The sequence below is a fragment of the Micromonospora sp. NPDC049374 genome (assembly GCF_040677165.1).
GTDB lineage: Bacteria > Actinomycetota > Actinomycetes > Mycobacteriales > Micromonosporaceae > Micromonospora.
Window position 1 is genome coordinate 63,272 of sequence record NZ_JBFAQH010000001.1, and the last position, 14,603, is coordinate 77,874.

The following is a 14,603-nucleotide window of genomic DNA, read 5'->3' on the forward strand; positions in this document are numbered from 1 at the left end:
AGCGCGCCGCCTGACCAGCGCGCCGCCTGGCCGGCGTCCGGGCAGCACACCGTGCCGCGTCAGCCGAGGGGCCCGATCTCCTGCTCGATGGCGGCGCGGAGGTCGGGGGCGGCCAGCACGGCGCGGGCGGCCTCCATCAGCGGGGCGAGGAAGATGTCGGGGCCGGGCTCGCCGGCGGCCCCGCCGAGCGCGGCGATCGCCGCCCGCCCGGCCGGCGACGGGGCCAGCGGTGCCCGCAGCTGCAACCCGCGTACGGCGGCGAGCAGTTCCACCGCGAGCAGGCTGGTCAAATTGTCAAGCACGGTACGCAGCTTCTTGGTCGCCGCCCAGCCCATCGAGACGTGGTCCTCCTGCATGCCGCTGGTCGGCAGCGAGTCCACCGAGGCCGGCGCGGCCAGCCGGCGGTTCTCGGCGACGATCCCGGCGGCCGTGTACTGCGCGATCATCAGCCCGGAGTTGACCCCGGCGTCGGGGGAGAGGAACGCCGGCAGGCCCCGGGACCGGGTCACGTCGAGCAGCCGGTCCACCCGACGCTCGGCGATCGCGCCCACCTCGGCGGCGGCGATGGCCAGGAAGTCCGCCGCGAAGCCGAGCGGTGCGCCGTGGAAGTTCCCGGTCGACTCGACCCGGCCGTCGGGCAGCACCACCGGGTTGTCCACCACCGAGACCAGTTCCCGGGCGGCGGTGGTCCGGACGAACTCCAGGGTGTCCCGGGCCGCGCCGGCCACCTGCGGCGCACAGCGCATCGAGTAGGCGTCCTGCACCGCGTGCGCCAGGTCGTCGCGGTGCGAGTCCATCACCGCCGAGTCCTGCAACAACCGGTGGATGTTGGCGGCCGAGACGCCCTGCCCGGGATGCGGACGGATGGCGTGCAGTTCCGGTAGGAACGGCCGTTCCGAGCCGAGCATCGCCTCGATCGCCAGCGCGGCGGTCACGTCGGCCATGGTGAACAGGTGAGCGGCGTCGTCGATGGCGAGCAGCAGCATGCCGAGCATGCCGTCGGTGCCGTTGATCAGCGCCAGCCCCTCCTTGGCGGCCAGCTCGACCGGGGCGAGGCCGGCCCGGCGCAACGCGTCGGCGGCGGGCACCCGCCCGCCGTCCGGACCGAGCACCCAGCCCTCGCCGAGCAGCACCAGCGCGCAGTGCGCCAGCGGGGCCAGGTCACCGGAGGCACCCAGCGAGCCGTGTTCCGGCACCCACGGGGTGACGTCGTGGTTGAGCAGGTCCACCAGGGCCTCGGCGACCAGCGGGCGTACCCCGGAGTGGCCGAGCGCCAGCGAGCGGACCCGCAGCAGCATCATCGCCCGTACCACCTCGCGGTGCATCGGCGCACCGACCCCGGCGGCGTGCGACCGGATCAGCGCGTGCTGCAACTCGGCGCGGCGCTCCGGAGCGACGAAGGTGTTCGCCAGGGCCCCGAAACCGGTGGACACGCCGTACACGGGACGACCGGCGGCCTCGATCCCGTCCACGATGGACCGACTGGTGGCCATCGCCTCGATCGTGGCCGGGTCGAGGACCACCTTGGCGCCGCCGCGCGCCACGGCGAGCAGGTCGGCGGGGGTGATTCCGGTGGGCTGGATGGTGACGGTCATCGCGGTACTCCGTTGTGCAGAACCTGGCGGACGAGAGGCACCCCGGGCCGGTAGGCCAGGTGCAGGTGAGACGGTGCGTCGAGAATGATCAGGTCGGCCCGGGCACCGGGCCGCAGCACGCCGATGTCGTCGCGGCGCAGCGCCCGCGCGCCGCCGGCGGTCGCGGCCCAGACCGCCTCCGCCGGGGTCATCCGCATCTCGCGCACGGCAAGCGCGATGCAGAACGGCATCGACGAGGTGTACGACGAGCCGGGGTTGCAGTCGGTGGCCAGCGCCACGGTCACCCCGGCGTCGAGCAGCCGGCGGGCGTCCGGGTAGGGCGACCGGGTGGAGAACTCGGCGCCGGGCAACAGCGTCGCCACGGTCGTGGTGTGCCCACCGTCGGCGCACATGCAGTCGAACCGGGTCGAGGCCAGCGCGTCGACGTCGGCGTCGGTCAGGTGGGTGCAGTGGTCCACACTGGCGGCCCCCAGCTCCACCCCGAGTTGCACCCCGGGGCCGGGGCCGAGTTGGTTGGCGTGCACCCGCACCCCGAGCCCCAGGGCCTGCCCACAGGCGAGGATCGCCCGGGCGTGGTCGGCGTCGAAGGCACCCCGCTCGCAGAACACGTCGATCCAGCGGGCGTGCGGCGCGGCGGCGGCCAGCATCGGCCCGCAGACCAGCGACACGTAGTCGTCGGGACGGGCGGCGTACTCGGCCGGGACCACGTGCGCGCCGAGGAACGTGGTCTCCGCGCTGAACTCGGCGGCGATCCGCAGCGAACGGGCCTCGTCGGCGACAGTCAGGCCGTACCCACTCTTGATCTCGATCGTGGTGGTGCCCTGGCGTAGCGCCTCCGCGCGCAGCCGGCGCACGGTGGCCCGCAGCTCGCCGTCGGAGGCGGCCCGGGTGGCACCGACCGTGGTGCGGATGCCGCCGCCGGTGTACGGCTCGCCGGCCATCCGGGCGGCGAACTCGGCGGCCCGGTCCCCGGCGAAGACCAGGTGGGCGTGACTGTCCACGAAACCGGGCAGCACCGCCGCACCGGCGGCGTCGATCCGCCGGTCCGCTGCCGGTGCGTCGGTCGCCGGGCCGACCCAGGCCACCTCGCCGTCCTCGACGAGCACCGCGGCCCGTCGCCGGATCCCCAGCGGCCCGCCCACGCCCGAGCCGGCCACATTCGTCACCAGTTCACCGATGTTGTCGACAAGCAGGCTGCTCATGGGGTGGTCACCTCCGCGATCGCCGTGGCCAGTTCCTGCGGTACGTCCACGCGTACGTGCCGGCCGTCGCGGACCAGCACCTGACCGTCCACCACCACCTGCGCGACATCGGCCGCGCCCGCCGCGAACCAGACGCCCGCCGGGGTCACCCCGGCCGTGCGTACGCTGTCCAGCCGCACCGTGACCAGGTCGGCGCGGTCACCGACGGCGATCCGGCCGGCATCGGTCCAGCCCAGTGCGGCGTGCCCGGCGCTGCTCGCGGCGGTCAACAGCTCCGCCGGGGTGAAATGGCCCCGCTTGCGGGTCCGCAGCCGCTCGTCCAGTTCGACGGCGCGCGCCTCCTCGAACAGGTCGATCACGGCGTGGCTGTCACTGCCCAGGCTGAGCGGGATGCCGGCGTCGGCCATCCGGCGGGCCGGACCGATACCGTCGGCGAGATCCCGCTCGGTTGTGGGGCAGAGGCAGACCCCGGTGCGACTGTCGCCGAGCAGACCCACGTCGGCGCTTGTCGGATGGGTGGCGTGCACCGCCGTGGTGGCCCGGCCGAGCACCCCGTGATCGGCGAGCAGCCGCGTCGGGGTGCACCCGTGCACCGCCCGGCAGGCGTCGTTCTCGGCGGGCTGCTCCGACAGGTGCACGTGCAGTGGGGCGTCGCGGCGCTGCGCCCAGCCGGCGACGGTGGCGAGTTGCTCGGCCGGCACCGCCCGTACCGAGTGGATCGCCGCCCCGAGACGCACGTGCCCGCCGTCCGGGGTGAACGCGTCGAGCCGCTCCGCCCAGCGCAGCGCGTCGCCGTCGCCGAACCGCTGCTGCGGCCCGGTCAGCGGCCGGCCGTCCACCGAGGCGGTCAGGTAGCAGGTGTCCAGCAGGGTCAGCCGGATTCCCGCCTGCGCCGCCGCCTCGACAAGCGCCACACCCATCGCGTTCGGGTCGGCGTACGGGGTGCCGTCCGGCCCGTGATGCAGGTAGTGGAACTCACCGACGCCGGTGACGCCCGACAGCGCCATCTCGGCGTAGACCGCCCGGGCCAGCGCCAGGTAGGAGTCGGGGTCGAGGCGGGTGGCGACCGCGTACATCTGGTCACGCCAGCTCCAGAAGTCGCCGCGCCCGGAGTGGGTGCGGCCACGCAGCGCCCGGTGGAACGCGTGGGAGTGCGCGTTGGCCAGCCCGGGCAGGGTCAGCCCCGGCAGCCGTACCGCGTCGGCCAGCACGTCGACACCGGCGTCGGGCCGGCCGTCCGGCGCGAGAGGTGTGACGCCGGTGATCCGGTCGTGCACGGTCTCGATCAGCACGTCCGGGGTCGGCTCGGCCTCCTCGGGAAGCCAGGCGTATTCCGCGAGCCAACGGGTGGCACTCATCGGAGCAGCTCCTCCAGCACCCTGGCCAGGGCGGTGACTCCGGTGGCGCAGTCGGCGTCGGTGGCCGATTCGGCGGGGGAGTGCGACACCCCGGTCGGGTTGCGGACGAAGAGCATCGCGGTGGGTACGTGGGCGGCGAGCACCCCGGCGTCGTGCCCCGCCCCGGTGGGCAGCACCGGCGCGGCCAGCAGACCGGCCAGCCGGTCGGCCAGCCCGCCGTCGAAGGCCACCAGCGGGGTGGCCGACTCCTCGGTCAGCGTCACCTGCGTACCGTCGCGTCGGGCCCGTTCAGCGGCCTTGCCGTGGACCGCCTCCACCATCCCGGTCAGGGTCTCCGGCTCGGCCGCGCGGGCGTCCAACCAGCCGGTCACCCGCGACGGGATCGCGTTTGTGGCGTTCGGCTCCACCGCCACCCGACCGACGGTGGCGTGCGCGCCGCGCAGCCGGGCCTCCTTGTTCGCGGCGAGCACCGTGAACGCGTACGTGAGCATGGGGTCTCGGCGGTCGGCCATCCGGGTCGTACCGGCGTGGTTGCCCTCGCCGGTGAAGTCGAAGCGCCAGCGGCCGTGCGGCCAGATGGCGCTCGCGACGGCGACCGGCGCGTCCTGTTCGACAAGCGCGCGGCCCTGCTCGACGTGCAACTCCACGAAGGCCGCGAAGCGGCCGAGCAGCTCCGGCCGGGCACCCGCCGGCAGGTCGCCCAGCGCCTCGGCGAAGCTCACCCCGTGGGTGTCGCGCAGCCCCGCCGCGCGCGCGACGTCCAGCGCACCGGTGAGCAGCCGGGACCCCAGGCACGGTACGCCGAACCGGGCGCCCTCCTCCTCCACGAACGCCGCCACCGCCACCGGCCGGGCGGGTGTGACGCCCGCCGCACGCAACTCGTCGACCGCGAGGAAGGCGCTCACGATGCCCAGCGGACCGTCGTACGCCCCGCCGTGCGGCACCGAGTCGAAGTGGCTGCCGGTCAGCACCGCGTCCCCGTCCTCCGAGTCACCCCACCAGGCGAACAGGTTGCCGTTGCCGTCGTCGGTCACCGGCATGGCCCGCGCGTCGGCCTGCGCCCGGAACCACTCCCGTAGCCGCAGCTCCGGCTCGGTCAGCGCGTACCGCAGGTAGCCGCCGCTGCGCTCGTCCCGGCCGATCGGGGCGATCTGCCCCCACAGCTCGCGGAACCTGTCGAGCAGGGGCCCGTCCTCCACCGTGTGTGTAAACAAGGGCCTTCCTCACTCCGCCATCGGGACGCGGACGCCGGTGCGGGTGGCCACCTCGCGGGCGTCTTCGTAGCCGGCGTCGACGTGCCGGATGACGCCCATCGCCGGGTCGTTGGTCAACACCCGCTCGATCTTCTGCCCGGCCAACGCCGTGCCGTCGGCCACGCAGACCTGACCGGCGTGGATGGACCGGCCGATGCCGACCCCACCGCCGTGATGGATGGACACCCAGGACGCCCCGCTGGCGGTGTTGACAAGCGCGTTGAGCAGCGGCCAGTCGGCGATCGCGTCGGAGCCGTCGGCCATCGCCTCGGTCTCCCGGTACGGGCTGGCCACGCTGCCGCAGTCCAGATGGTCACGACCGATCACCACCGGCGCGCTCAACTCACCCGAGGCGACCATCTCGTTGAACCGTACGCCCGCCCGGTCCCGCTCGCCGTAACCGAGCCAGCAGATGCGCGCGGGCAGCCCCTGGAAGGCGACCCGCTCGCCGGCCATCCGGATCCACCGCGCGAGGGACTCGTTCTCCGGGAAGAGGTCCAGGATCGCCCGGTCGGTGGCGGCGATGTCGGCCGGGTCGCCGGAGAGCGCCGCCCACCGGAACGGCCCCTTGCCCTCGCAGAACAACGGCCGGATGTACGCCGGCACGAAGCCGGGGAAGTCGAACGCGCGCTCGTAGCCGCCGAGGCGGGCCTCGCCCCGGATCGAGTTGCCGTAGTCGAAGACCTCCGCGCCCGCGTCGAGGAAACCCACCATCGCCTCGACGTGCTTCGCCATCGACGCCCGGGCCCGGTCGGTGAACTCGGCAGGTTTGGCCGTCGCGTAGTCCCGGGCGTCGGCCAGCTCGACCCCCTCCGGCAGGTACGACAGCGGATCGTGGGCGCTCGTCTGGTCGGTGACGATGTCGACCGGTACGCCCCGGCGCAGCAGCTCCGGGAAGACCGTGGCGGCGTTGCCGACCACACCGACGCTGAGTGCCCGACGGTCGTGCTTGGCGGCGAGCACCCGCCGCACCGCGTCGTCCAGGTCGTCGGCGATCTCGTCGAGGTAGCGGTCGTGCGCCCGGCGGGCCAGCCGGCTGCGGTCCACGTCCACGATCAGGCAGACGCCACCGTTCATGGTGACCGCGAGGGGCTGCGCCCCGCCCATGCCGCCACAACCGGCGGTGAGCGTCAGGGTGCCGGCGAGGGTGCCGTCGCTGGTCGGCTGCCCGTCACCGAGGGCACCCGCGAGCTTGGCCGCCACGGCGGCGAACGTCTCGTAGGTGCCCTGGAGGATGCCCTGGGTGCCGATGTAGATCCACGAGCCGGCGGTCATCTGCCCGTACATGGTCAGACCGAGCTGTTCCAGGCGGCGGAACTCCGGCCAGGTCGCCCAGTCGCCGACCAGGTTCGAGTTGGCCAGCAGCACCCGGGGCGCCCACTCGTGGGTACGCAGCACGCCGACCGGGCGACCCGACTGCACAAGCATCGTCTCGTCGTCACGCAGTTCGGTGAGCGTCCGCACCAGGGCGTGGTACGACGGCCAATCCCGGGCGGCCTTACCGGTGCCGCCGTACACGACGAGGTCGTCGGGGCGTTCGGCGACCTCGGGGTCGAGGTTGTTCATCAACATCCGCAGGGCGGCCTCCTGCGGCCAGCCACGGGCGGTGCGCTCCGTGCCCCGGGCGGCCCGAACAGGTCCGGGGGCGGTCTGGTCGGCGTGGGTCATGGCGGACTCCTCCTAACCGAGGAACAACTGTCGACGGGCCGCTGAGGCTTCGAACGCCTCCAGCCGCCGCTGGGTCTCGGCCGGGGCGGCGTCGCAGATCGCCTGGAGCAGCACCATGGCCAGGGTCATCGGAGCGGTGTGCAGGTCGAACACGAGTTGCGCGCCGACCGCGGCGGAGAGCACCACGTCGGCGTGCTCGGTCGCCGGGCTCACCGGCGAGTCGGTGATCGCGACGACCGTCAGCCGCGCCTCGCGGGCCGCACGTAACGCGTCCAGCGTTTCCCGGGGGTAGCGCGGCAGCACGAACGCCAGCAGCGCCCGCGCTCCCGCCTCGGCGGCCTGTTCGAGGCGGTCGGTGAGCAGGCTGCCGCCGTCGTCGAGCACCCGCACGTCGGGATGCACCTTGGCGGCGAAGTACGCGAAGTATGCGGCCAGCGGCGCGGCGGAGCGCAGGCCGAGCACCGGCAGCGGCCGGCTGGCCGCCAGCAGACGCCCGGTCTCGGCGATCCGCTCCCGGTCGGCCAACTGCCCGGCCAGCCGGTCCAGGTTGCCGATTTCGGCGCGTACCGCCTGCTGAAGTTCGTTGCCGGCGGTGGCCGGGCCGGGCGCGGCGGCGGTCAGCTCGCGCAGCCGGCGACGCAGGGCCGGGTAGCCGTCGTGGCCCAGCGCCACCGCGAACCGGGTGACCGACGGCTGACTGACCCCGGCCAGCTCGGCGACCTCGGCGGCGGAGAGGTAGCCGATCGCGGGGGCGTGCTGCACCAGACAGTGCGCGATGCGCCGCTGCGTCGGGGTGAGCCGGACCCCGTCGAACAGGCCGACGACCCGCTCCGCCGACGCCATGGCAACTCCCTCATTCACCCCGTGACTCTATGCATGAAAACTTTCATCCGGCAAGCTGATCTGCCCATTCCATTGTGGATGACGTCTGGTCTGCGGTTTCGGGACCGCCCTCGGCCGTGGGGCGACCAGCGGGCAGATAGGGGTGCGGCAGGTGGATAGGATCCGCACCGCGGTCGAGTAGAGGAGTTGCCATGCAGCCGGACGGCCCCTACCGGTACACCCACCTGCTGGGCGGGTCGCCGGTCGGTAAAGCGTGGGCGGCCGTGGACGGGCAGGGTCGCTTCGTCACGGTGGCCGTGCTGGACGCCACCGTGGCCGCCACCGCGGGCTGGCGTGAAGCGTTCGCCGGCACCGCCAACAGTCTCGCTCAAGCACCAGGTGGCGCCCCCTTCGCGTACGCGGACTTCTCCGCGCCCGCACCCTGGGTCGCCTACTCCGCCGAGGCCGGCCCGGCGGCGGAGCAGCTGTTCCGGGCCCTCGGCGTCGACTACCAGCCCGTGCCCACGTCTGCCCCTCCCGTGTCCGGTCCGCCGCAGCCGGTTTCGGGTGTGCCGCAGTCCGTGTCCGGTGTGCCGCAGCCGGTTTCGGGTGTGCCGCAGTCCGTGTCCGGTGTTCCGCAGCCGGTGTCCGGTGCGCCTCAGCCGGTGAGCCCGGTTCCGACGCAGCCCGCCTACTCGGCCCCGATTTCCGGCGCGCCAACCTCCCCCAGCTCTGGTCCGTCCGTCGACGAACGGGGCTATGACCCGTTCACCGCGCCGGCCCGCCGCATCCAGCCCTCGACGCCACCAAAGCGGCGAACCGGACTCTGGGTTTCGCTGGCCAGCCTCGTACTGGTCGTGGCGCTCGGCTCGGGTGTCGCCGTCTGGGCGCTCGCCGGTGACGACTCCGAGCCGCCGTCGAGTCCACCGGCGGCCGGTCCCTCGGCGTTTCCCAGCGGAGCCCAGGTCGAGCCGGGTTTGCGGCCGTGGGCGCAGGCGGTCCCGTTCAGCTCGGAGGAACGAGCACTGGCCGCAGCCGCCCCGTCGCTCGTCTTCGTGGAGGCGGTCTTCACCGGCTACGTGCGGGACGCCAGCACGAACGTCCCCGTTCGTAGCACGCCCATCATCTTCACCCGGCGGTGCAGTGCCTTCGTGGTCAACCCGGACGGACATGCCCTCACCAGCACGTCCTGCGTGCAGCCGACCGAGGAGAACGCCAGACAGATTGCCCTCGATGCGGTGGCCCGAATGCTCGTACGCGAGCGGGAGTTGACGGATGCGGAGGTCCCGGGCTACGTGCAGACCAACCTGCCCAAGGTCCGATTCACCGGGATCGAACCGGACAGCCCACCGGCTGGCGAGGTTTTCGCGCAGCTCAACACCGCCACCGGCAATCAGACAACCGCTCCGGCCATTCCGGTCGAGGTTGTTCGCACCCTGCCTGCCGAGGCGGGCAACACCGCACTCATCAAGCTCACCCAGGACAACCTGCCTGCGGTGGAACTCAACCCGTCGGCCGGGCTCGAGGAGGGCGGCACGGTGCTCATCATCGGGTTCGCCACCACTGACTCGGAGTTCCGCACTGCGACCTACCGACCGCAGTCGAAACTGGTGACGATCAGTGGGTCGGGGCGGCGGGGGCCAGTGTCGATCCACCGGATCAGCGAGGACCTCGGCAGCGCCTCCCACGGCGGCGTCGCCCTTGACCCCAGCGGTCGGATCGCCGCCATGGTCGACCAGGATCATGCTCGCCCGGACCGGGCCAACCGGGTGCTGTTGCCCGCATCCACGGTCAGCGGCCTGCTAAACGAGGCGAACGTCGAGAACACGCTCGGTGACACCGACAAGCTGTACCGAAACGCTCTGGACTCCTACTTCGCTGGTGACGACGGCACCGCGATCGCTGAGCTCGAGCGGGTCGCCGAGTCGTCCCCCGGCAATCTCCTTGCCCAGGCGTACCGGCAGAACGCCATCGAACGACAGCAGAACCAGGGCACCCCGACAGGCGGGTCGTCCTGGATCACGGTGCTGCTCGTGTCCGCCGGCGCGGCAGTCCTTGTCGCGCTGATCATCCTCGTAGTGCTGATGGCGCGTCGGAGGTCGAACTGATGCCCAGCGCGTCTCCCGTTGCGGTGCCGGACGCGGGCACCGTCCCGGCACGCCGGGCCTCCCGGATCCTCACCACCGCCATCGTCGTCCTGGTCGGTGTGCTGCTGGTGCACGTACTGGTCGAGACCTGGGCTCAGGTGCTCACCGGTCCGAGCAGCGAGGACCCTCGGGCGAACCTGGAGAATGCGGCCCAGTGGCCGAAGCACGTCAAGACGGGGTTGTATCTCGGCCTCGCAGCGCTGACGGTGACGAAGGTCCTCCTCGACCGACTATGGCAACGCTTCCGCACCTTCGCCGATCTTGCCCTGGTCGTGCTGGGTCTGGTGATGTTGCTCGCCGGTGTCGTCAATGACTCGTCGATGACCCTGATGGGGGAGGCGCTCTTCGTCTATTTCCGTGGCGTCATCGTCTTCTACGCGTTACGGGCCGCCGATCTGAACTGGGTCCTGGTTCGCCGGATGCTGATTCCGGTGGCCGTTGTGCTGGGCGTCAACGTGGTGCTCGCCCTCGTCCAGATGGTGATCGGTCATCCGGCGTACACCGCGCTCGGTTGGGTCGATCTCACCTGGGCCGACCAGAGTCGGGCGCAAGGGTTGCAGCCCCACCCCAACCACCTCGGGCATCTCCTCGGGCTCGCGCTGCTGGGCTTCATCGCCTGGGTCGCGGTGAGTGGCCGGGTCGGCCGCAGTTGGTGGATCGTCGCCTCAGTGGCGGCACTCGCCATGTCCGCGACCCAGTCCCGCGAGTCCCTGCTGGGCGTGCTGGCCGCGGGGCTGTTGATCGCGGTGTTGGTGCGAGGAAGCGCACGACGGGTCCTTGGCGTCTGTCTCATCGTGGTGCTGTGCACCGTCGCGCAGATCGCTGTCCGTCCGGACAACCGCGCGGAGTGGGAGCGCCGGTTGGAGAACACCCTGACCGGATTTCGGAACCCAGCCGGTAGCGAGCCGGAAAGGGTCACGCCGCCGGCTGCCACGGCCACTCCGTCCGTGCCGTCCAATGTAAAACCATCCAGTCGACCGGGTGACGCCGAGGCGACCCCATCTGCCGAGCCGTCGCCACGTGCGACCAACCCGTCCGCACGACCCACGGCTACGTCCCAGGCGAGCCAGGGAACGCCGCAAGCGACCACGTCGGCGAAACCGTCCTCGGCCGCCCCGTCGCCAGCACCCGTACGCGAGATCCGGGTCCTCTACCTTCAGCAGGCGGCGCGGATCCTGCCGCGCCAGCCGATCCTCGGCTTCGGCATCGGCCAGTTCGGTGGCATCGTGGCCGAGAAGGACAACCCCAACTGGCACAAGAATCCAAAGTTCGGCCCGGAGGGATTCAACCGGTACGGCTTCCAGGCTGTCCAGGTCGATTCCTTCTGGCTTCACCTCGTCATGGAGGTGGGCCTGCTCGGGCTTGTCGTCTACCTCGTCTGGCTGGCTGCGGTCGCCCGGCCGTTGGTGCACCGAGCCCGACACGATCGACGCTCCAGACGGGCGAGCCCTCAGGCCACGATCTGGGGCATCGCCGCGATCGTGTTCGCATGTGTCGTCGGATTCCTCTCGCCGTCGATGGAGGACCCGTTACTGCCGCCGTTGCTTTGGGCGATCGTCGCGGTGGGCTGGTGGGCGACCCGTCAGCCCGGAGACACGGCGGTCACTACCAGGGCCACCGGGGTGCCGTCCCCGCTACCGGCCGCCCGCAACGGCGAGGAGGCCGACACGCAGATCCTTTCCACCGACGAGATTCTCGCCCAGTCGCGGCAGGCACGTCGGTCGACTGACTTCGGTGCAGAGGGCGTGAATCGGACGTTCGGTTGACCCCCATCCACTTTAGGTAGTGGTGTGGGGTATCGCCGATCGCTAAACTGCCATCTGCCGCCGGAACCTGTCGACGTTGCGGCCACTCGTAGCAGGTCGCCGATGCGCCGGGAGCGAGTGACCAACACGGGGGTGGAGTGCGACATGGGTGAGGTAGGCGTGCGTAAGAGCATGCCGGCTGTCGATGCACCGACCGTCGGCTTCATGGAACCCGTGCGCGAAGTCAAACCTGCGATCTCTGTGTGCATCGCGGTAAGAGACCGGCCGGATCTCGTCGTCAAGTCGATCCGAAGCGTGCTCGCGGGCAGCTTCGGCGACTTCGAGGTGGTGGTGGTCGACGACGGCTCGGCCGTGCCGGTCCAACAGTGCCTTGCCGAGGCGGAACTTCTGGCCGACCAGCGCATCCGGCTGGTTCGTCAGAAGCCACTGGGGATCAGTGCCGCGCGCAACAATGCGTTGCGGATCGCTCGAGGAAGATGGATCACGGTCCTCGACTCGGACGACGAACTGGCCGGGGATGGGTTGGCACGGATCCAGGAGTTCGTCGCCGCCACCGGCGCCTCCTGGATTTACACGGACTACGAGGAATTCGTCGGGGAATCGGCGAAGAGGATTAACCTGCCCACGTACACCAGCAGCCGTCAGATGCTCTGGTCCGTGCTGGCTCGGCCGAGACTGCCCTTCAAGCACTCCGGGATGTCGATCGAGCGGGAGCTGTTGGTACAGCTGGGTGGGTACGACGAGCAGTTGCCCATCAAGGTCGATGTCGAGCTCGTCCTGCGTGCGCTCACCAATGGCGTCCAGCCCCGGCACCTTCCGCATCCGGTCGTGCGGTTCCACCGGCACCCGGGCAGTATCAGCCGTCGACGTTTCACCGGCCTGATGGTCTGGTTCGACCTCATCGACCGTTACCGCCGACCGAAGGTGCCGGGTCTGGCCCTCGGGATCAAGGCGATCCGCGCGGGCAGCGAGATCGGCAAGTGGCTGGTCTCGTCACTCGGCCGATAGGGAAGTCGAGCCGGCGCCGCCAGGGCGACGGCTCGACCGCTACCCGGTCACGCCTGGGGGAGGAAACCGCTCGGGTTCTCGGTGAACATCTTGTTGGCCAGGCTGTAGTCGTCCACGCGACCGATGTCGAGCCAGAACCCCTGGTGTCGCCAGCTCCGGATCCGTTGGCCTTTGGCCAGTAGATCAAGGATGAGTTGGGGCATGTCGTACGGGCCTGCGGGAATGTCCGCCAGGGCGGCAGGTGACATGGCATAGGCACCCATTGACACGTCCAGTTTCAACGTCGGCTTCTCCTCGTATCCCACGAGATCGCCAGAAGCGTCGATCTTGAGTACCCCCAAGTCGATCTTCTCCGCCCGGGTGTGGACGCTTACGGTCACTGTGGCGCCGCCGGCCCGGTGCTGCGCCATCAACGCGGTAAAGTCGAGGTCGGTCAGCAGATCGCCGTTCATGACGAAGAAATCGTCGGTCAACTGATCAGCGAGCTGCCGTAACGGCCCTGCAGTGCCCAGCGGCTGATCCTCCCGCACGTAGTCGATGTTGATACCCCACCGACGCCCATCTTCGAAGTAGCCCTCCAACAGGTAGGCCAGGTGGCCGGTAAGCAGCGTCACCTCGTCAACGCCGTGCGCCTTCAGTTGTCGGAGCAGGATCTCCAGGATGGGGAGGTCACCAACCGGCATCAGCGGCTTGGGGAAACTGGTGGTGAAGGGGCGGAGCCGAGTTCCCCGTCCACCGGCCAGGATCACGGCCCTCATACCGCGTACCGGTCCACGTCGAAGCGGTCCAGATGGGCCCGGACGTACTCGATGACGTCCGCCAGACCTGCTCGAAGACCGACTGTCGGTTGCCACCCACATCGCTCCCGCGCCCGGTCGGTCGCCGCGACCAGTTCGAACACCTCGCTCTGCGGCGGACGTAGCCGCTTGTCGTCCGCCACCACCTCGATCTCCGGCCGTCCGGCGATTTCTCCGATCAGCCTGGCAAGATCGCCGATGGAGACACCCCGGCCGTTGCCTATGTTCGTCACCTGGCCGACGCAGGCATCCGAGGAGGCGACCGCGAGGAATCCGTTTACCGTGTCCGAGACATGGGTGAGGTCGCGTACCGGGCGTAGGTCACCCAATGCGATCTTGTCTCGGCCAGCGACCACCTGCGCGGCGATCGTCGGAATGACGGCGCGGGCGCTCTGCCGCGGACCGTATGTGTTGAAGGGGCGGATGGTTGCCACCGGTACATCGAACGAGCGGTGAAACGACTCGGCCGTCGCGTCCGCGCCGATTTTCGAGGCCGAGTAGGGGGACTGCGGCTGGAGCGGATGATTCTCGTCAATCGGCGTGTATCGGGCCGTGCCGTAGGTCTCCGAGGTGGAGGTGTGCACGATGCGGCGGGTCCCCAGGTCACGCGCAGCTTCCAAGACGTTCAGAGTGCCGGTGACGTTGGTTGCGACGTACGAGGCGGGGGCGACATAGCTGTAGGGGATGGCGATCAGAGCTGCGAGATGGAAGACCGCGTCGCACCCGTCCATGCTGCGGCGCACCGCGAAGGGGTCAGTGATGTCCGAGTGCACGATCTCGACCGCGCGGAGTACGTGCGGATCCACGTCGCGGAGCATGCCGATGTCGGACCGTCCGGTGTAGCGCACCATGGCCCGTACTTCCGCACCGGCGCGGACCAGCCGCTCGGTCAGATGGGAGCCGATGAACCCACCAGCACCCGTGACGAGGATGCGACGCCCCGCCCATTCCTGGTCTTTCGTCGACGCGGTCATGCGTTGCCTTCCT

Annotated in this window: 11 protein-coding genes; 3 read left to right on the forward strand and 8 right to left on the reverse strand. The window is 70.8% G+C overall.

Annotated elements, in window-relative coordinates:
* Positions 1-59 precede the first annotated feature (59 nt).
* Genes hutH through AB0J93_RS00330 form a run of 6 tightly spaced genes read right to left on the reverse strand, consistent with a single transcriptional unit; the run spans position 60 to position 7,919 of the window.
* Positions 60-1,595, reverse strand: coding sequence for a histidine ammonia-lyase (gene hutH, locus AB0J93_RS00305; RefSeq protein WP_363916618.1), 1,536 nt, complete (start codon positions 1,593-1,595; stop codon positions 60-62).
* Positions 1,592-2,797: an imidazolonepropionase gene (hutI, locus tag AB0J93_RS00310; protein WP_363916620.1), complete on the reverse strand. Its 1,206-nt coding sequence runs from the start codon at positions 2,795-2,797 to the stop codon at positions 1,592-1,594. Before hutI ends, hutH begins: the two co-directional genes overlap by 4 nt.
* Positions 2,794-4,155, reverse strand: a complete 1,362-nt coding sequence (locus AB0J93_RS00315) for a formimidoylglutamate deiminase (RefSeq protein ID WP_363916622.1) — start codon at positions 4,153-4,155, stop codon at positions 2,794-2,796. The genes hutI and AB0J93_RS00315 overlap by 4 nt, the downstream gene beginning before the upstream one ends.
* Positions 4,152-5,369: an allantoate amidohydrolase gene (locus AB0J93_RS00320; protein WP_363916624.1), complete on the reverse strand. Its 1,218-nt coding sequence runs from the start codon at positions 5,367-5,369 to the stop codon at positions 4,152-4,154. Before AB0J93_RS00320 ends, AB0J93_RS00315 begins: the two co-directional genes overlap by 4 nt.
* 9 nt (positions 5,370-5,378) lie before the next feature.
* On the reverse strand, positions 5,379-7,076 hold the full coding sequence (gene hutU, locus AB0J93_RS00325; RefSeq protein ID WP_363916626.1) for a urocanate hydratase: 1,698 nt from the start codon (positions 7,074-7,076) through the stop codon (positions 5,379-5,381).
* A gap of 12 nt (positions 7,077-7,088) precedes the next feature.
* Positions 7,089-7,919, reverse strand: a complete 831-nt coding sequence (locus AB0J93_RS00330; protein ID WP_363917640.1) for a MurR/RpiR family transcriptional regulator — start codon at positions 7,917-7,919, stop codon at positions 7,089-7,091.
* 191 nt (positions 7,920-8,110) lie between these two features.
* Here AB0J93_RS00330 and AB0J93_RS00335 point away from each other — a divergent pair, with 191 nt between their 5' ends.
* The 3 genes from AB0J93_RS00335 (at position 8,111) to AB0J93_RS00345 (ending at position 12,819) form a co-directional block, all read left to right on the forward strand.
* Positions 8,111-10,006 carry a trypsin-like peptidase domain-containing protein gene (locus AB0J93_RS00335; RefSeq protein WP_363916628.1) on the forward strand — a complete coding sequence of 632 codons (1,896 nt, stop codon included), beginning with the start codon at positions 8,111-8,113 and terminating at the stop codon, positions 10,004-10,006.
* Positions 10,006-11,811, forward strand: a complete 1,806-nt coding sequence (locus AB0J93_RS00340) for a hypothetical protein (RefSeq protein WP_363916630.1) — start codon at positions 10,006-10,008, stop codon at positions 11,809-11,811. The genes AB0J93_RS00335 and AB0J93_RS00340 overlap by 1 nt, the downstream gene beginning before the upstream one ends.
* 144 nt (positions 11,812-11,955) lie before the next feature.
* Positions 11,956-12,819 carry a glycosyltransferase gene (locus AB0J93_RS00345; RefSeq protein WP_363916632.1) on the forward strand — a complete coding sequence of 288 codons (864 nt, stop codon included), beginning with the start codon at positions 11,956-11,958 and terminating at the stop codon, positions 12,817-12,819.
* 47 nt (positions 12,820-12,866) lie between these two features.
* On the opposite strand, the gene AB0J93_RS00350 is transcribed toward AB0J93_RS00345, so the two are convergent.
* The gene (locus tag AB0J93_RS00350; protein WP_363916634.1) at positions 12,867-13,577 is read right to left on the reverse strand and encodes a sugar phosphate nucleotidyltransferase; all 711 of its coding nucleotides are present in this window, start codon (positions 13,575-13,577) and stop codon (positions 12,867-12,869) included.
* Positions 13,574-14,590: a GDP-mannose 4,6-dehydratase gene (locus AB0J93_RS00355; protein ID WP_363916636.1), complete on the reverse strand. Its 1,017-nt coding sequence runs from the start codon at positions 14,588-14,590 to the stop codon at positions 13,574-13,576. The genes AB0J93_RS00350 and AB0J93_RS00355 overlap by 4 nt, the downstream gene beginning before the upstream one ends.
* Positions 14,591-14,603: the final 13 nt, after the last annotated feature.